A 17,939-nucleotide genomic window follows, 5' to 3' on the forward strand; every position below is an offset into this window, starting at 1 on the left:
ACGCTATAGCTCGCCTGCGAGGCGGATCATCGCGGCGCAGACCTGGCTGACCTCTTCCGGTGTCAGCACGAAGGGCGGCATGGCGTAGATGTTGCGCCCGAATGGACGCAGCCAGACGCCGGTCTCACGAGAGATCGGGTGGGCGGCATCGGCGCTGACCTCGTGTTCCATCTCGATCACCGCGATCGCCCCGAGCACGCGCACCTCCGCCACGCCCGGCAGGTCACGCGCGGGGGCCAACTCCTCTCGCATCTGCTCCGCGATGGCGGCGACATGGTCGCGCCATGCGCCATCCGCGAGCAGATCGAGGCTGGCGCAGGCGGCGGCGCAGGCCAACGGATTGCCCATGAAAGTTGGCCCGTGCATGAAGAGCCCCGGCGTGCCCGAGCCGATCATCCGCGCCACCTCGCCCGAGGCCATGACGGCGGCGAAGGAAAGGTGCCCACCAGTCAGCGCCTTGCCCAAGCACATGATGTCGGGGGCCACGCCCGCGAGATCAGCCGCGAACATCTCGCCCACGCGGCCAAAGCCGGTGGCGATCTCGTCGAAGATCAGCAGGATGCTCAACTCGTCGCAAAGCTCGCGCGCGCGGCGCAAATATTCGGGATGGTAGAAGCGCATGCCGCCCGCGCCCTGCACCAGCGGCTCGAGGATCAGCCCGGCGATCTGGTCGCCATGCTCATGCAGCAGCCGCGACAGCGCCGCGATGCCGTTGGCTTCGTCGTCCTCGGGCCAATCGTCGCCCATCGCCACCAGCGGACGCGGCGCGAAATACTGGATGTTGAGCGCGCCCTCGAACAGATGATGCATTCCGTTCACCGGGTCGCAGACGCTCATCGCCTTCCATGTGTCGCCATGATAGCCGCCGCGCGGCGTCGCGAAACGGACACGGCCGGGCCGCCCGGAGGCAAGCTGATGCTGCACTGCCATCTTCATCGCCACCTCGACCGCGACCGAGCCGCTGTCGCAGTAGAACACGTGTTCGAGCCCCTCGGGCGTCATCGCCACCAGCCTGCGGCCCAGCTCGATCGCCGGGCCATGCGTCAGCCCGCCGAACATCACATGCGGCAGGCGGTCGATCTGCTCGTGCATCGCGCGCGAGATCGCCGGGTGGCGGTGGCCGTGGATGGTGCACCACCAAGACGACATGGCGTCGATCATGCGGGTGCCGTCATCGAGGGTGAGCCACGCGCCCTCGGCGCTCTCGACCACATAGGTCGGCCCCGGCGCCATGACGTTGGTGTAGGGATGCCAGAGATGATCGCGGTCGAAGGCGGCGTCGGTCATGCGGCCTCCATCGCGGCGCGGATCGCGGTGATGTCGATGGCGTCGAACCCCGCGCGCAGGGTATCGGGGTCCAGCGGATCAAGGTGGCTCAGGCGGCCCAGATGCGCCACTTTGCCCATCTCGGCAATCGTGCGCTCCACGCGCGGCGCAGCCTCGCCCACGAAAATCACGCCTCCCGCCGGAACGCCCGCGCAGCGCAGCGCCGAGAGCGACAGAAGCGTGTGGTTGATCGTCCCGAGCGCGGTCCGCGCCACGAGCACCACCGGCGCGCGCCAGCGGGCAAAGAGATCGAGAAAGGTGGTCTCGTCATTGAGCGGCACCATGATGCCGCCCGCCCCCTCGACGACCAAAGACCCGGAGATTTCGGGCAGGCGCAGTGTGTCGAGGTCGATACACAGACCCTCGGCCTCGGCGGAGATATGTGGGCTCGCGGGCAGGCTCAGGCGCACCGCCTCTGGCAGGACAACTCCGCCCGAAAGCCGCGCCACGATCTCGCTGTCGGTCTCATCCTCCAGCCCCGACTGCACCGGTTTCCAATAGCGCGCGCCGAGGGCCTGCACGAGACCGGCGGAAACGACCGTCTTGCCGATGCCGGTATCGGTGCCCGTGACGATGATGGGAGTCATGCGGCGGCCTTTCGAAGGTTGGACAGATCGGCAAAGAGCGCGTCGATCTCGCCCGAAGCGACATTGGGGGTGATCGAGATCCGAAGCCGTGCCGTGCCGCGCGGCACCGTGGGCGGGCGGATCGCGCGCACGTCGTGGCCCCGCGCCTGAAGTGCGGTCGCAAGAACCAGCGCCTCGGCATCCTCGCCGATGATCACCGGCAGGATCTGCGTGTCGAATTGCCCGAAGCCCGCGCGCCGGGCGACGTCGTGAGAGTGGCGGATGTTGTCCCATGCCGCATCACGCAGATCGGGCCGTTCGGCCATCAGCCGCAGCGCCGCGCGCATGATGGCCGCGTCGAGCGGTGACGGGGCGGTGGAGAACACGAAGTTGCGGGCGCGGTTGACCAGGGTGTCGATCAGCACCGGATCGGCGCAGACCAGACCGCCCGCGCCGCCGAGGGCCTTGCCGCAGGTGTGCAGCGTCACGATATCGACGGATGGGTCGAGCCCATGCGCTCGCCCCTGCCCGCGATCACCATAAAGCCCGGTCGCATGCGCCTCGTCGACGACGAGCACCGCGCCATCCTCCACCGCGATGGCGGCGAGGTCCTCGAGAGGCGCGAGGTCGCCCTCCATGGAATAGAGGCTCTCGCAGGCGATCCAGACCCGGCCCATGCCGCCGCCCGCGCGCCAGCCCCGCAGGGCGTCGCGTGCAGCATCCGCGTCGTTATGCGCAAAGCTCAGGGTCTCGGCCCGGCCGAGACGCATCCCGTCATGCGCGCTGGCATGCACCAGCGCGTCGTGGAGGACGAGATCGCCCTGCATCGGCAGGCTCGAGAAGATCGCCACGTTGCCGGGAAAGCCCGCGCCCATGTAGAGTGCGGCGGGCGCGTCGAAAAAGGCCGCCGCCTCGGCTTCCAGCGCCTCGTGCTCTGCGTCGTTGCCGCGCAGTAGCCGCGAGCCGCCCGATCCCGTGGCCACGCCCCGGTCGAGCGCCGCGCGCGCCGCCGCGCGCAACAGATCGGATCCCGCCAGCCCGAGATAATCGTTCGAGGAAAAGTCCTGCCCCAACCGGGGCATCAGCACGCGCCTGCGGCCGCGCGCACCGAGCGCGTCGAGCGCATCGGCGTGGCGCGCAAATCCGGGGCGGCCCCGTGAGGCCGCAGCACTCATCGCGCGCCGGTCTCGCCAAGCTCCATCGACTCGAGCCCGAGCCGACCGAACAGGACGCTGTCGCGATCCTCGCCGGGGTTCTGCGCCGTCAGCAGCACGTCGCCCGAGAAGATCGAATTGGCCCCGGCAAAGAAACACAGCGCCTGCGTCTCCTCGCTCATCGCCGTGCGGCCGGCCGAGAGCCGCAGATGGGCTTTCGGCATCAGGATGCGCGCCAGAGCGATGACCCGCACGAAGTCGATCCCGTCCACCGGCTCGGCATCCGCGAGCGGCGTATCGGGCATCGGCATCAGCTGGTTGATCGGCACGCTGTCGGGATGCTCGGCAAGATTGGCCAGCGCCAGCAGCATGTCGATCCGGTCCATCTCGGTCTCGCCCATCCCGAGGATGCCGCCTGAACAGACCTTGATCCCCGCCTCGCGCACGCGGTTGAGCGTATCGATCCGGTCGGCGAAGGTGCGGGTGGTGATCACTTCGGGGTAATACCGCTCCGAGGTGTCGATGTTGTGGTTGTAGTAATCGAGCCCCGCGCCCTTGAGGCGGATCACCTGATCGTCCTCGAGCATGCCCAATGTCATGCAGGTCTCCATGCCGAGCGCCCGCACGCCCTCGACCATGGCGACGAGCTGGTCCATGTCGCGTTCCTTGGGCGAACGCCAGGCCGCGCCCATGCAAAAGCGGGTCGAGCCCTGCTCCTTGGCGCGGCGCGCCTCCGAAAGCACGCGCTCGACCTCGATCAGCTTGGAGGCCGGCAGATGCGAGCCGTTGCGCGCCGATTGGCTGCAATAGGCGCAATCCTCGGCACAGCCGCCGGTTTTGATGTTCGACAACCGGCTGCGCTGGACCTTGTTGGGGTCGAAGTTCTGCCTATGCACGGTCTGGGCCTGGAACAGCAGGTCGTTGAACGGCTGGTCGAAGAGCGCCTGCGCCTCGGCGCGGGTCCAGTCGTGGCGGATGATGCTGGCGTCGGTCAAGGCGTGTCCCGCTCTGTCGGAAGTGTTGTCGACTTCTAGGACGCCCGCGCCGACGGGTCAAACGGGTTCGACCCCGTGCCGCGCCCGAGGCCGAGTGCCGCGCATGGCCACGGGGCATGGGCAAAGACGAAGGGCTGCGCTAGCACATCGGGGGGAGAACGGGAGGGCAGCATGAGCACGCAAGACGCGACCGACGGCACCGGATCGCAGGCGCTTCTTGCGGCGGCATGGATGATGGGCGCAGTGGCGGCCTTCACCTCGATGGCGGTGGCGGGCCGGGCCGTGTCGTTCGAGCTCGATACCTTCGAGATCATGGCCTACCGTTCGCTCATCGGGGCGGCCATCGTCGCTGCTACGCTGGGCCTGCGCGGCCGCTGGGGCGCGGTGGGCCTGCGCCGGCCCGATCTTCACCTCGCGCGCAACCTCGCACATTTCACGGCCCAGAACCTGTGGTTCTACGCGATCGTCTCGCTGCCGCTGGCGCAGGTCTTCGCGCTCGAGTTCACCGCGCCGCTCTGGGCGCTTGTACTGTCGCCGCTGCTGCTCGGCGAACGGCTGACGCGGGCCCGGGCGCTGGCCGCGCTACTGGGCTTCGCGGGGATCCTGCTGGTGGCGCGCCCCGGCGCTGCCCCGATCTCTCCCGCCCTCTTGGCCGCCGCGGGCTGCGCCATTGGCTTCGCCTTCACCTATATCCTGACCAAGAAGCTTACCGTGCAGGTAAGCACCGCCGAGATCCTGGGGTGGATGACCGTCAGCCAAGCCGTCTTCGGCCTTGCTTGCGCCGCGTTCGACGCCGACATCGCCCTGCCCTCCGCCGCAACGCTGCCATGGATTGCCCTGATCGCGGCAGCGGGGCTGTCGGCGCATTTCTGTATCGCGAGCGCGCTGCGGCTTGCCCCGGCGACGCTGGTGATGCCGTTCGATTTCCTGCGGCTTCCGGTGATTGCGGTGGTCGGGCTCGTGGCTTACGGCGAACCGATTGGGATCTGGGTCGTTCTGGGCGCCGCGCTGATCCTCGGGGGCAATTATCTGAACCTTCGGGCCGGCACGGCCAGCCGCGGGGCAAACCGCGCGGCGCGTTCCTGAACCGATGAGGCCTTGAAGGCCGACCCCGGCACCGGTGCGCCTCCGCTCGCCGATGCCGGGGTCGGCCCGCCCGGCTCACCGGTAGTAGAGCGAGCGCCCCTCGTGGAAGACCTGCACCTTCTCTGGCGCCGCCGAGAGACGCACATTGCGGCCACGCAGGTCGGAATGGATGCCCGGCAGCTTGGCGATCACCGGATCGGCGCCGTTCACCTTCTCGAAATACAGGATCGTCACCTCGCCCAGCGACTCGGTGAAATCGACGCGGCCCTCGAAGATATGGGCCCCGCCCGCATCCGTGGTCTCGATCAGATCCTCGGGCCGCGCGCCCAGCTTCACGACCTTGCCCATGTCGGCCTCGGTCGTCGGCACCGCCGAAAGCGCGGTGCCGCCGCCATCAAGCGTCACCGTGGTCTGCGCGCCGGTGCCGGTGATCCGGCCCGGCAGCAGGTTCATCGCCGGCGAACCGATGAACTGCGCCACGAACTCGTTCTCGGGCCGCTCGTAAAGTTCGAGCGGCGTGCCGACCTGGGCGATGCCCTTGTTGGCCAGAACCACGATCCGGGTCGCCAGCGTCATCGCCTCGACCTGGTCGTGGGTGACGTAGATCATCGTGCTGTCGGGCATCGACTCCTTGAGCTGGGCAATTTCGATCCTCGTGGCGACGCGCAGCGCCGCGTCGAGGTTGGAGAGCGGCTCATCGAAGAGATAGACCTTTGGGTCGCGCACAATCGAGCGGCCGATGGCGACCCGCTGCCGCTGGCCGCCCGAGAGCGCCTTGGGCAGGCGGTCGAGATACGGCTCGAGCTGGAGAATGCGGGCGGCGTTGGAGATCGCGGCGTCGATCTCCTCCTTCGACTTCTTGGCGAGCTTCAGCGCGAAGGCCATGTTGTCGCGCACCGTCATGTGCGGGTAGAGCGCGTAGGACTGGAACACCATGGCGATGCCGCGCTGCGCGGGCGGCACGTCGTTTACGACCTGCCCGTCGATCTCCAGCGTGCCGCCAGAGATTTCCTCAAGTCCGGCGATCATCCGCAGGAGCGTGGACTTGCCGCAGCCCGAGGGCCCGACGAAGACGACGAGTTCGCCCTTGCCGATCTCCAGATCAATGTTCTTGAGGACCTCGACCGACCCGCCATAGGTCTTGGCCACGTCCTTGAGTTTCAGCTCCGCCATGGGTGTCCTCCCTGCCCGTCTCAGTCGGTCCGACGCTTCAGCGCCAGACAACTTTGCCATGGTCCGAGATGGATCAGCCCATTCTCGGCCTTTGTCACCGTGCCCAGATCGGTGCCGATCGGGGCCCATGCGCCTTGGGGGAGCGGCACCTCGGCCGGCTCCTCTCCCAGATTGAAGGCGCAGAAAATCGTCTCGTTCTCGTCGTGGCGCACGAAATGCACCACGTCGCCGCGCGAATGCACGCCGTCATCATCGCCCGTGGCCAGCACCGGGTGGTCGTGGCGCAGCGCGATGGCACGCCGATAGTGATGCAAGATCGCCGAAGGGTCGGCCTCCTGCTCGGCCACGGCCCGCGGCAGATGCGCGGGCGACACCGGCAGCCAAGGCCGGCCTTCGGAGAAGCCGCCATTGGGGGCGGTGCCCTCCCACGCGATGGGGGTGCGGCAACCGTCGCGGCCTTTGTATTCGGGCCAGAATTCGATCCCGTAAGGGTCTTGCAGATCCTCGAAAGCGACCTCGGCTTCGGGCAGGCCCAGCTCCTCTCCCTGATACAGGCAGACCGAACCGCGCAGGCACATCAGCATGGTGGTATAGACCCGGGCCGCCTCCGGCGAGAGCTTCCAGCGGGTCGGGTGCCGCTCCACGTCGTGATTGGAATAGGACCAGCAGGGCCAGGCATCGGGGGCGGCATGGGCCAGCCGGTAGAAGGTGTCGGCGGCGGCGGCGGCGGTGAGGCGCGGCGGCTGCAGCATCTCGAACGGGTAGCACATCTGTACCTTGTCGCCACCCGAGGTGTATTCGGCCATGATCTCGAGCCCACGCTGCGCGTCGCCCACCTCGCCCACGGCAGCTGCGCCGTAAGGCTCCAGCTCGGTGCGGAAGCGCTTGAGGAAGTCGAGGTTCTCGGGCTGGTTCTTGGAGTAGAGATGCTCCTGCCAGTTATAGGGGTTCACGCCCGGCGCGATGGAATCGTTGCGCCGCTCGGGCGGCAGCGCCGGGTTGTCGCGCAGATGCGCGTCGGCAAAGTAGAAGTTGATCGTGTCGAGGCGGAAGCCGTCGACACCGCGCTTGAGCCAGAACCGCTCCACATCTAGGAGCGCCTCCTGAACGTCCGGGTTATGGAAGTTCAGGTCCGGCTGGCTGGTCAGGAAGTTGTGCAGATAATACTGCATCCGCCGGCCGTCCCACTGCCAGGCCGAGCCGCCGAAGATCGACAGCCAGTTGTTGGGCGGCGTGCCGTCGGGCTTGGCGTCGGCCCAGACATACCAATCGGCCTTGGGGTTGTCGCGGCTCGAGCGGCTTTCGACGAACCACGGATGCGCCTCGGCGGTATGCGACAGCACGAGGTCGATCATCACCCGGATGTTCAGGGAATGCGCCGTCTCGATGATGGCGTCGAAATCCGACAGCGTGCCGAACATCGGATCGACATCGCAGTAATCGGAAACGTCGTAGCCGAAATCCTTCATCGGCGAGGCGAAGAAAGGCGAAATCCAGATCGCGTCTACCCCGAGCGAGGCTATGTGCGGCAGACGCTTCACGATGCCGCGCAAATCGCCGATCCCGTCTCCATCGGTGTCTTGATAGCTGCGCGGATAAATCTGATAGATCACCGCGCCGCGCCACCAGTTGGGGTCGGTCGGCATGCGCGAGACGTCGGCCGAGGCCGGGACAGAGACGGGAGAGTTCATCGGAAGGCAGTCCTCATTTCACGGAGCCCGCGAGCAGGCCGCGCACGAGGTATTTCTGCATGGCGAAAAACACAACCAGCGGAACCGCGATCGATACGAATGCCGCCGTGGCGAGGATTTCCCAATTGCCGCCGCGCGTGCCCAGAAGCTCGATGATCTGTTTGGTCATCACGGTGGTCTCGCCGGAGCTGTCGATCAGGAATACCATCGCGACGAGGAGGTCGTTCCAGGTCCACAGGAACTGGAAGATCGCAAAGGAGGCCAGCGCCGGAAAGCTCAGCGGCAGAATGATCTTGGTGAAGATCTGGAAGTCGGTGGCGCCGTCGACCTTGGCGTTCTCGATGATGTCGCGCGGCAGGCCGACCATGTAGTTGCGCAGAATGTAGATCGCGAGCGGCAAGCCGAAGCCGGTATGCGCGAGCCACACCCCCATGTAGCCCTTGCCGATGCCGATCTCGTTGTGAAGCTTCAAAAGCGGGATGAGTGCCAGTTGAAGCGGCACCACGAGAAGTCCGACGATCGCTGCGATCAGGAGCGCGCGGCCCGGAAAGTCCATCCATGCCAGCGCATAGGCCGCGAAGGCCGCGACGAGGATCGGGATGATCGTGGCCGGAATCGACACGGTCAGCGTGTTGAAGAAGGCCTTCGACATGCCTTCGATGTTGTTGGGGTTGAACAGCATGTTGTCGTAGTTCTGCAGCGTGAACTCCGGCGCCACCTCGGCGGTGACGAAGACCCGCTGGCCGCGTCCCGACATCTCCTCGACCGAGGTGAAGACATAGTCGCCATTGGCCTCGACGGTGACGATCTCGCCGTCACCCATGTCGACCGTGTCGCCCGGCGCATGGGCGCCGACGTCGCGCGACGAGGTGCCGAAAGCCGATATTTCGAGCGGCTCCATGCCTTCGAGCGCGAAGAGATTGCCCGAGACGGTATAGAGGCCGTCGATCAGCTCCTGCTCGTCACCGCTGGCGGTGCGCAGCGTCAGGTTCTGCTCGGTGGGCATCATCGAGCGCCACCAGCCGGAGGACGAAATCTGGTCGCCCGTGCGAAACGACGAGATCAACAGGCCCAGGGTCGGGAACACCCACAGCGCCACCAAGGCGACGACTGCAATGTTGACCGCCCAAGTGAGCGCGGATTTCTTGCCGGCGATGTTGTCCATCAGCGCATCTCCTTGCGGGCGTTGTAGACGTTCCAGATCAGGATCGGCGTCACCATCAGCATGATGACCATCGCCCCCGCCGAGCCGACACCCCAGTCATTGGCGCGAAACAGCTTGTCGTACATGTAGTTGGCGAGCACCTGCGTCTCCCACTGGCCGTTGGTCATCGCGAAGACGATGTCGAAGACCTTGAGCACGATGATGGTGATCGTGGTCCAGACCACGACGATGGTGCCGACGATCTGCGGCATCTTGATCTTAAAGAAGATCTGGAACGGGTTGGCGCCGTCGACGATGGCCGCCTCGACCGTCTCCTCGGGGATGCCGCGCAGCGCCGCCGAAAGCAGCACCATCGCAAAGCCGGTCTGGATCCAGACCAGCACGATCATCAGGAAGAAGTTGTTCCAGAACGGGATGGTGAGCCATGTCTGCGGCTGGCCGTAAGGCAGATCGGCGAGGAACACCGCAAGTGTCTGGCGCAGCATCACGAAGACGACCAGCGCCATCAGTACTGCGCCCAGAATGCGCAGTGCGCCAAAAACCGCGCCGGGTCCGCGCCCGTCACGCGCCAGGATCGGCCGTATCAGCGACCAGCCCAGCGCCCCCGCGCCGGCCGCGAGCGCCAACAGCAGGATGGCGGGCACCAGCCGCAGCCAGATGAAAGAGCCGACGCCGCCGTCGAAGCCGAGCCAGACTGCGTTGAGCACGCCGATCTGCTCCTGCCCTGCGGGGCGGGTGTCGTAGATCAATTTGAAGATCACGGCCGCGCCGACGAAGGAGATCGCCATTGGCATGAAAATCAACGACTTGGCGACCGCGCCCCACTTGATCCGGTCGGTGAGCTGTGCCGCCAGCAGGCCGAAGGCGGTCGAGGCGGCGGGCACCACGATCAGCCATAGAAGGTTGTTGTTGAAGCCTTCCCAGAACTTGGGCTCGCGCAGCATCTGGCGGTAGTTGTCGAGGCCCACGAATTCATAGCCGCCGCCGCGCACCCGTTCAGTGAGCGACAAACGCAGCGTTTCGACCACCGGGTAGGCCAGATAGAGGCCAAGCGCCAAGAGCGCGGGCAGAAGGAACAGCCATGGGCGGACCATGTTGGCGCGGTTGATGTTGCGTCCGGCATTGGGACCACGCGGCGGGAACAGCACCTTGTCGATAAAGATGTTCGAAAAATAGAAGTAGGCGATGCAACCGCCGACCCCGATCACGATGGTAAGCAATCCCTGTAGTGCCGGATTCATCGCGCCCTCCCAAAGCCTGATGCAAAGAAGCGGCCACGACGGAAGTCGCGGCCGCTGAGACGTATCGTTACACGCTTATTTGACGGCGTCCCAAGAATCCTGGATCTCGGAGGCCACGTCTTCGGCGCTCTCGCCGCCGACATAATCGACCATGCCGGTCCAGAACGACCCCGCGCCGACGCCGCCGGGCATCAGGTCCGAGCCGTCAAAGCGGAAGGTGGTCGCCTCGAGCAGGATGTCGTTCATCTTCTTGAGCGTCGGGTCGCCGAACACTTCGGTGTTGACGGTGGTCAGCGGCGTCAGGAAGCCGGTCTGCGCCATCCAGACCTCGTGGGCGATCGGCGTTTGCAGCCACTCGATGAAGGCGGTGGTCGCATCGTTGGCCTCGGTGACGCCGAACAACGTGCCGGCGCCCAGCACCGGCTGGCCGAGGTCCTTGCCCTCATAGGCGGGGAAGTAGAAGAAGTCCGCGTCCTCGCCGACCGAGGTGCCCTCGGGGAAGAATGTCGGGATGAACGAGGCCTGCTTGTGCAGGTAGCACTGCGGCGGGCTGTCGAAGAGACCCTTGGGGCTGTCGCGGAAGTCGGTCGAGGCGACGGCGGCGCTGCCACCGGCCACGTAGTCGTCCTGCACGAACCAGCCGAACTCCTCGATCGCGCCGACCACGGCCGGATCGTTGAACGGGATCTCGTTGCTGACCCACTGGTCATAGACCTCGGGCGACTGCGTACGCAGCATCATGTCCTCGACCCAGTCGGTCGCGGGCCAGCCGGTCGCACCGCCCGAACCAACCCCGATGCACCAAGGGGTTTCGCCATCCTCGACCATCTGCTCGGTAAGGGCCTTGAGATCCTCGAGGGTCTCGGGCACCTCGTAGCCCGCATCCTCGAAGTTTTCGGGCACATACCACACGAGCGACTTCACGTCGGCCTTGTAGAAAAAGCCGTAAAGATCGTCCTCGCCCTCGGGACCCGAATAGGTCGCGAGATCCACCCAGGATTGACCGGCGGCATAGTTCTCGGCGATCCAGTCGGCGGTGCCTTCGGGCATCGGCTCGAGATAGCCCAGCGCGGCGAGATCGCGGGCGAGACCGGGCTGCGGGAACACGGCGATGTTCGGGGCCGAGCCTGCTTCGGTGTCGATACGGATCTGCGTCTCGAAGCTGTCCGAACCGGTGTACTGCACGTCGGCGCCGGTCGCTTCCTCGAAATAGGCGAGCATCGATTCAAACAGGGCCTGGTCGCCGCTGAGCCAAGGGCCGAAGATGGTCAGGCTTTGACCCGAAAGGTCATGGCTCTCGGCGAACTGGTTGTAGCTGTCCCAGTTGAACGCGCCTTCGCCGACCGGAAACTTCAGATCCTGCGCCGAAGCGGCGGATGCCAGCGCGATGCCGGCAACTCCGGCGAGAAAAATGGTCTTCATGCGTTACCCTCCCGTAACGGCGGCCCCTTGCCAGAACCGCCTTCAATCCTGCCTTGCGCGCGAACGTGAGCAAGCCACGCCAAAGCGCTTTGGACCCTGCCAACCTGTCGGAGCCCCCCATCTCTGTCAATGGCTCATTCTGTCCTTAACGCGGCGAAAAACATTGCAGTCCTCGTTCCGACAGCGGGAAAACTGGGCTTTGACCTGCAACGGGTCAGCTCGTAGTGTGAATGTCGTTGCAAAAGCGCTTTGGATGGAACCGGGAATGAATCTCAAGCAGCTCTCCACCCTGCTCGGACTGAGCCAGACCACGGTGAGCCGCGCCCTGAACGGCTATGCCGATGTCAGCGAGGCGACCCGGGCCCGCGTACGCGCTGCGGCCAAGGCCCATGATTACCGGCCCAACACGCGGGCGCAGGCTTTGGCCACCGGGCGCAGCCGCGTGATCGGCCACGTCATCCCCAAGGTCAGCACCCATGCAATGGTCAATCCGATCTTCGCCGATTTCATCACCGGTGCGGGTGAGACCTATTCGCAATGCGGCTACGAGATGCTGATCTCGGTCGTCGATGTGGCCGAGGAAGAGGCCGCCTACCGGGCCATGAAACGGCGCGGCCTCGTCGACGGTTTGATTGTCTCCGCGCCGCGCATGAACGACCCGCGTATCGAGCTGCTCGACGGTATCGGCCTGCCCTATGCGGTGCATGGCCGCGCCACCGGCACCGACCGGCCCTATAGCTGGCTCGACGTGAACAACCGCCGCGCCTTCGCGCGGGCGACCGATTTCCTGATCGACCTCGGGCATCGGCGGATCGCGCTCATCAACGGGCTTGAGGCCATGGATTTCGCGCATCGGCGGAGGCAGGGCTACGAAGAGGCCCTGCGCGCCCGCGGGATCGCGCCCGACCCCGCCCTGATGCAGCAGGACGAGATGACCGAAGGCTATGGCTGGCGCGCCACGCGCGAGATGCTGGCGCAGCCAGATCCGCCGACGGCCTTTCTCGTCTCGTCGGTGATCTGCATGCTGGGCGTGCGCCGCGCCATCGAGGAAGCGGGGCTGACGCTCGGACGCGACGTCTCGGCCATCACCCATGACGATCAGCTCTCCTATCTGCGCGAGGACGGGCCGGTGCCGACCTTTACCGCGACACGATCTTCGGTACGCGAGGCTGGACAGCGGCTCGCCCGAATGGTCATAGATCGCATCGACACCCCCGAGGCCCCGCATGCCCACGAACTGCTCGAGGCCGAACTGATCATCGGTCGCTCGACGGGTCCAGCTCCAGGATAAGGCGATGACGATGGATGTATCCCGCAAGGATTTCCCCGAAGGTTTTCTGTTCGGTGCGGCGACGGCCGCCTACCAGATCGAGGGTCACCGCTTCGGCGGCGCGGGCCCGACCCATTGGGACAGCTTTTCCAAGGGCCCCGGCACCGTGGTGCGCGCAGAAGACGGCGCGACGGCCTGCGACCATTATCACCGCTACGAACAGGATCTCGATCTGCTGCGCGACGGCGGCTTCGACGCCTACCGATTCTCGACTTCCTGGGCGCGGGTGATGCCCGAAGGTACGGGGGCCGTGAACGAGGCGGGCCTCGATTTCTACGACCGTCTCGTCGATGCGACGCTGGAGCGCGGGCTCAGGCCATTTCAGACGCTCTATCACTGGGAGCTGCCCTCGGCGCTTGCCGATCGCGGCGGCTGGGCCAACCGCGACACCGCGCTCGCCTTCGCCGATTTCGCAGAGGTGATCAGCGCCCGCATCGGCGACCGCGTCGCCTCGACCGCCACGATCAATGAACCGTGGTGCGTGGCTTGGCTGTCGCATTACCTCGGCCACCACGCGCCGGGCCTGCGCGACATCCGCGCCGCCGCGCGCGCCATGCACCATATCCTGCTGGGCCACGGCCTAGCGGTCGAACGGCTGCGCGGCATGGAGCGCGACGAACTCGGGATCGTGCTGAACTTTGAACGCGCCCTGCCCGCCACTCCGGCGCCCGAGGATGCCGCCGCCGCCGACATACAGGACCAGATCTACAATCGCTGGTTCCTCGAGGCGATCGCCCATGGCCGCTACCCCGAGGGCGCGCTGGAAGGTCTCGCGCCGCATATGCCGGCGGGCTGGCAGGACGACATGGCGCTGATCTCCCAGCCGCTCGACTGGCTCGGCGTCAATTACTACACCCGTTCGATGATGCGCGCGGCCCCCGAACAGCCCTGGCCCTCGGTCACGGCGGTCGAAGGCCCCCTGCCCAAGACCCAAATGGGATGGGAGATCTATCCCGACGGGCTGCATCATTTCCTGATCCGCGCGCGCGACGCGCTGGGCGCCCTGCCCGTCTATGTCACCGAGAACGGCATGGCCCACGACGACCAGGCCGAGGCTGGCGCGGTGGCGGACCCCGAACGCACGAACTTCATCACCGCCCATCTCGACGCCACGCGACGCGCCATCGCCGATGGTGTTGATGTGCGCGGCTTCTTCTATTGGTCACTGCTCGACAATTACGAATGGGCCTTCGGCTACGAAAAGCGTTTCGGCCTCATCCATGTCGATTTTCAAACACTGGAGCGGACCCCGAAGGCGTCGTATCACGCCCTGTCCTCCGCCCTCGCCCGCTGATTCCGAAGGAACCCGCATGCCCCATCCCGACAACGCCTATTCCCTCGTCGCCGACATCGGGGGCACCAACACGCGCGTGGCGCTCGCCCGTGGCCTCGAGATCCTCGAGCCCAGCATTCGCCGCTACTCCAACGCCGATTTCGCCGGGCTCGAATCGGTGCTGCGGCGCTACATTTCCGATGAGGGCGGAGTCGACTGCATCGGCGCCTGCGTGGCGGTAGCCGGCCCCGTGCGTGACGGGCGCGCCACGATGACCAATCTCGACTGGACCATCGACAAGAACGCGCTGACGCGGGCCACCAATGCCGAAACGGTGGCGATCCTCAACGATCTTCAGGCGCAGGGCCATGCCTTGGGCCATGTCGCGCCCGGTAATGTCCGTGACATCATCCCCTTTCCCGAGGCTTCGGTCCATGCGGCCAAGCTGGTGATCGGCGTCGGCACCGGTTTCAACGCGACCCCGGTGTTCGACACCGAGGACGGGCGCTACGTCACACCCTCGGAATCGGGTCACGTGAACCTGCCGGTCAACAGCGAGACGGATTTGCGTTTGGCACAATACGTCTCGACGGCGCATGGGTTTCCCGCGGTCGAAGACGTGTTGTCGGGGCGCGGGCTCGAACGCGTCTATGGATGGCTCGGCGTCGAGGCCGGTGATCACGCCGAAAAGACCGCGGCCGACATCATGCAAGGCTGCACCGATCGCAGCGATCCGCGCGCCGTCGAGGCCGCGCGGGTGTTCACCCGGTTTCTGGGCACCACGGCCGGCAACCTCGCGCTGATCCAGCTGCCCTTTGGAGGGGTCTATCTGGTAGGCGGCGTCTCGCGGGCCATCGCTCCCTATTTGCGAGAGTTCGGTTTTGCCGATGCCTTCCGTGACAAGGGCCGCTTCGCGGGCTTCATGGGGAATTTCGGCGTCGCGGTGATCGAGGATGATTACGCCGCCCTGATCGGGTGCGCCGCGCATCTCAACGGGCTGATTCTTCCCGGCACTGCGAGCTGAAGACCGCAAGACCATCATGCCGGCTCGCGCTGTCATCGGGATCACGATGGCGCGGGTGGCATAACCCCTCGGATGGCATAGCCCCCCATGAAAGAGCCTGTTGACGTTATCTTCGACTGACACCGATCCGCATGTGGCCGGGAGCACGAGCTGTACCCCAAGTTCAACAGGCGATCCGGGTCTGCACCGTGGCCGCCAGATCGGTGAGCGAGAACGGCTTGGGAAGAAAGACCGAGTTCGGAATTTCGGCCTGCTGCTCGGCAAAGGTGTCCTCGGCATAGCCCGACACGAAAACCACTTGGGTATCGGGGCGGTCGATCAGAGCCTCGCGCACCCAGGTCGGACCATCCTTGCCGGGCATGATCACGTCGGTCACGAAGATATCGACCTCGAGTTCGGGATCGGCGAGGATCGTCAGAGCCGCTTCCGCATCTTCGGCTTCGATTACCGTGAGCCCACGCAGCCGCAGGGCGCGCGCTGCGAAGGCGCGCACCGGCGCTTCGTCCTCGACCAGAAGCACCACCCCGTCGGCGTGATGCGCCAGCGGGCCAGGGGCCTCGTCGCGAACGGAACGCGCAGGCTCTGCCACCCCGGCGCGGCTCGGGAGCAAGAGCGAGAAGCAACTGCCCTCGCCGGGCTCGCTGTCGACAAAGACATAGCCCCCGCTCTGCTTGACGATCCCGTAGACCGTCGACAGCCCGAGCCCGGTGCCTTCACCGGGCCGCTTGGTGGTGTAGAAGGGCTCGAATACTTTGGGCAGCTTGTCGACCGGGATGCCGCATCCGTGATCCTGCACCCGAATGCGCACCCACCGCCCCGCAGGTACCATCGCGCGGTCGCGCTCAAGTGGAACGTCAAGCATCACGTTGTCGGTCTCGACCACAATCTCGCCGCCATCGGGCATCGCGTCGCGCGCATTGACCACGAGGTTCATCAGGACCTGTTCGAGTTGCCGCCGATCGGCGCGCACCTGCTTGAGATCGGGGTCGTGGTTCAGCGTGAGGACCACCTTCTCGCCGACTAGGCGATTCAGCAGATGCGTGAGGTCGGACAGCGTGTCTCGCAGGTCGAGTTGTTCAAGCCGCAGGTTCTGTTTGCGCGAATAGGCCAATAGCTGTCCGACGAGGCTCGCGGCGCGGTTCGCGTTCTGATGGATCTGCGTCAGGTCGCTGTAGTCCTGATCGCCCTTGTCATGCCGCAACAGCAACAGATCGCAATGGCCCGAGATGGCCGTGAGCAGATTGTTGAAGTCATGCGCGATGCCGCCGGCAAGCTGGCCGATGGCCTGCATCTTCTGTGCTTGGACGAACTGCGCCTCGAGAGATTTCTGCTCGGTGGCGTCGTAGAGGACCGCGACGATCCGGCCATTCTCGTCGGCTTCGCCGAGCGTCACCTGCACCACCGTATCCTGCCCCGGGCCGCGCAGCTTGAGAAACTGCGGCCCCGGCACGGCGCGGCCCTCCACCGCCTCGGAAAGCCAGTCGCCCACCGGACGGCCCAGACCCTCGATCAGATCCGAAAGCCGCGCCCCCGCCTCAGGCGGCTCGGGCATCAACGCGCAGGCTGCGCGGTTCGCCTCAAGGATGCTTCCGTATCGGTCGAGGCGCAGCATCGGGACAGGCAAGCCTTCGATCGTGTTCCCTTCTATGGCTTCGTCCCGGGGCAGGCTGGCGGGCGGCAGAAGATAGATCTCCCGGCGTCCGCCGAGGGCCGGAATCTCGGCCACGAGGGTCTCCACCGAACCGTTCTCGCCAAGTATGGACTGCCGCCGACCCGGTCGCAGCGGCCTTGGGCCGAAAATGGCTTCGAGCGTTCGGGCGCGCCCCCCAGTCAACGCGCGGCAGGCCTCGTTCATATAGAGGATCGTTCCGGATGGTCCCGCAGTCAGCATCGGCAGACCGAGCGCATCCGCCGCCCGTCCGGTGCCGGGTCGCTCGGCCAGGTCGTCGATCCGCCACAGCAACGCGCCGCCGCCAAGGCGGGTAACCGTCAGGCGCAGATGCCCGCGTCGCGTCGCTACCATGTCCTGCGCCGATCCCTCGCGGTCCGCGCGCTGTCGAAGCCGCGACAAGGTCGCCGCGGGTGTGGCGAAATGATGCGACAGGGCCTCGGCCAATGTGCCGAGCCGCCCGCCGAAACGCTGCGAAGCCGCGAGATTGCAATCAAGGATCGTCCCCTGCATGTCGCTGAGGAAGCCGGGCACCGTGTCACGCTCGATGATCCGCGCCCCGAGCCGAACAAGGTCACGCCGCTGCCGCTGCTGACGCAGGCGGCGCAGCCAGAACAGCGCCGCCACGCAGGCCAGCGTCGTGCCGAGCAAAAGCAGCGCCAGCGAGGTGTGACCCTCGGGTGACATCGCTGCCGCCGCCAGCGACACCGAAGCTGCGCCCAGAATCGTGGCAAGCTGCGCCGTGCCCGGCAGGGCTTCGCCATCGTCGGCCGCCATGGCCGGCAGATCGAGTTCGACCACCTGTGCCTCCTCGGATGTCCGTG

14 protein-coding genes are annotated in these 17,939 nt (G+C 66.1%); 4 read left to right on the forward strand and 10 right to left on the reverse strand.

Going from position 1 to position 17,939, the window contains the following annotated elements:
* Positions 1–3: 3 nt before the first annotated feature.
* From bioA to bioB, 4 genes are read right to left on the reverse strand one after another with little or no spacing between them, the layout of a single operon-like run.
* Complete coding sequence (gene bioA / locus ACJASC_RS12160; RefSeq protein ID WP_415146286.1) at positions 4–1,287, reverse strand: adenosylmethionine--8-amino-7-oxononanoate transaminase; 1,284 nt, start codon at positions 1,285–1,287, stop codon at positions 4–6.
* On the reverse strand, positions 1,284–1,913 hold the full coding sequence (gene bioD, locus ACJASC_RS12165) for a dethiobiotin synthase (RefSeq protein ID WP_415146287.1): 630 nt from the start codon (positions 1,911–1,913) through the stop codon (positions 1,284–1,286). Before bioD ends, bioA begins: the two co-directional genes overlap by 4 nt.
* Positions 1,910–3,067 (reverse strand): aminotransferase class I/II-fold pyridoxal phosphate-dependent enzyme, encoded by a 1,158-nt coding sequence (locus ACJASC_RS12170; protein ID WP_021694186.1) that lies wholly within the window; start codon positions 3,065–3,067, stop codon positions 1,910–1,912. Before ACJASC_RS12170 ends, bioD begins: the two co-directional genes overlap by 4 nt.
* Positions 3,064–4,026 carry a biotin synthase BioB gene (gene bioB, locus ACJASC_RS12175; protein WP_415146354.1) on the reverse strand — a complete coding sequence of 321 codons (963 nt, stop codon included), beginning with the start codon at positions 4,024–4,026 and terminating at the stop codon, positions 3,064–3,066. Before bioB ends, ACJASC_RS12170 begins: the two co-directional genes overlap by 4 nt.
* A gap of 186 nt (positions 4,027–4,212) precedes the next feature.
* Between bioB and ACJASC_RS12180 the strand changes: the two genes are divergently transcribed.
* On the forward strand, positions 4,213–5,127 hold the full coding sequence (locus ACJASC_RS12180; RefSeq protein ID WP_415146288.1) for a DMT family transporter: 915 nt from the start codon (positions 4,213–4,215) through the stop codon (positions 5,125–5,127).
* Between the two features lie 75 nt (positions 5,128–5,202).
* Here the strand turns inward: ACJASC_RS12180 and ACJASC_RS12185 are convergent, their stop codons facing one another.
* The 5 genes from ACJASC_RS12185 to ACJASC_RS12205 all read right to left on the reverse strand — a co-directional run bounded on the left by ACJASC_RS12185 (position 5,203) and on the right by ACJASC_RS12205 (position 11,819).
* Positions 5,203–6,300, reverse strand: a complete 1,098-nt coding sequence (locus ACJASC_RS12185; RefSeq protein ID WP_415146289.1) for an ABC transporter ATP-binding protein — start codon at positions 6,298–6,300, stop codon at positions 5,203–5,205.
* A gap of 20 nt (positions 6,301–6,320) precedes the next feature.
* The gene (locus tag ACJASC_RS12190; protein WP_415146355.1) at positions 6,321–7,946 is read right to left on the reverse strand and encodes an alpha-amylase family glycosyl hydrolase; all 1,626 of its coding nucleotides are present in this window, start codon (positions 7,944–7,946) and stop codon (positions 6,321–6,323) included.
* A 58-nt stretch (positions 7,947–8,004) separates the two neighbouring features.
* Complete coding sequence (locus ACJASC_RS12195) at positions 8,005–9,156, reverse strand: carbohydrate ABC transporter permease (RefSeq protein ID WP_415146290.1); 1,152 nt, start codon at positions 9,154–9,156, stop codon at positions 8,005–8,007.
* Complete coding sequence (locus ACJASC_RS12200) at positions 9,156–10,397, reverse strand: carbohydrate ABC transporter permease (protein ID WP_415146291.1); 1,242 nt, start codon at positions 10,395–10,397, stop codon at positions 9,156–9,158. The genes ACJASC_RS12195 and ACJASC_RS12200 overlap by 1 nt, the downstream gene beginning before the upstream one ends.
* 75 nt (positions 10,398–10,472) lie before the next feature.
* Positions 10,473–11,819 (reverse strand): ABC transporter substrate-binding protein, encoded by a 1,347-nt coding sequence (locus ACJASC_RS12205; protein WP_415146292.1) that lies wholly within the window; start codon positions 11,817–11,819, stop codon positions 10,473–10,475.
* 265 nt (positions 11,820–12,084) lie between these two features.
* Between ACJASC_RS12205 and ACJASC_RS12210 the strand changes: the two genes are divergently transcribed.
* Genes ACJASC_RS12210 through ACJASC_RS12220 form a run of 3 tightly spaced genes read left to right on the forward strand, consistent with a single transcriptional unit; the run spans position 12,085 to position 15,446 of the window.
* Positions 12,085–13,110: a substrate-binding domain-containing protein gene (locus ACJASC_RS12210; RefSeq protein ID WP_415146293.1), complete on the forward strand. Its 1,026-nt coding sequence runs from the start codon at positions 12,085–12,087 to the stop codon at positions 13,108–13,110.
* Positions 13,111–13,120: 10 nt separating this feature from the next.
* Positions 13,121–14,443 carry a GH1 family beta-glucosidase gene (locus tag ACJASC_RS12215; protein ID WP_415146356.1) on the forward strand — a complete coding sequence of 441 codons (1,323 nt, stop codon included), beginning with the start codon at positions 13,121–13,123 and terminating at the stop codon, positions 14,441–14,443.
* Positions 14,444–14,459: 16 nt separating this feature from the next.
* Positions 14,460–15,446 (forward strand): glucokinase, encoded by a 987-nt coding sequence (locus tag ACJASC_RS12220; protein WP_415146294.1) that lies wholly within the window; start codon positions 14,460–14,462, stop codon positions 15,444–15,446.
* A 163-nt stretch (positions 15,447–15,609) separates the two neighbouring features.
* Here the strand turns inward: ACJASC_RS12220 and ACJASC_RS12225 are convergent, their stop codons facing one another.
* The gene (locus ACJASC_RS12225) at positions 15,610–17,916 is read right to left on the reverse strand and encodes an ATP-binding protein (protein WP_415146295.1); all 2,307 of its coding nucleotides are present in this window, start codon (positions 17,914–17,916) and stop codon (positions 15,610–15,612) included.
* Between the last annotated feature and the right edge of the window lie 23 nt (positions 17,917–17,939).

This window comes from Limimaricola cinnabarinus (assembly GCF_047631075.1).
Taxonomy (GTDB): domain Bacteria; phylum Pseudomonadota; class Alphaproteobacteria; order Rhodobacterales; family Rhodobacteraceae; genus Limimaricola; species Limimaricola cinnabarinus.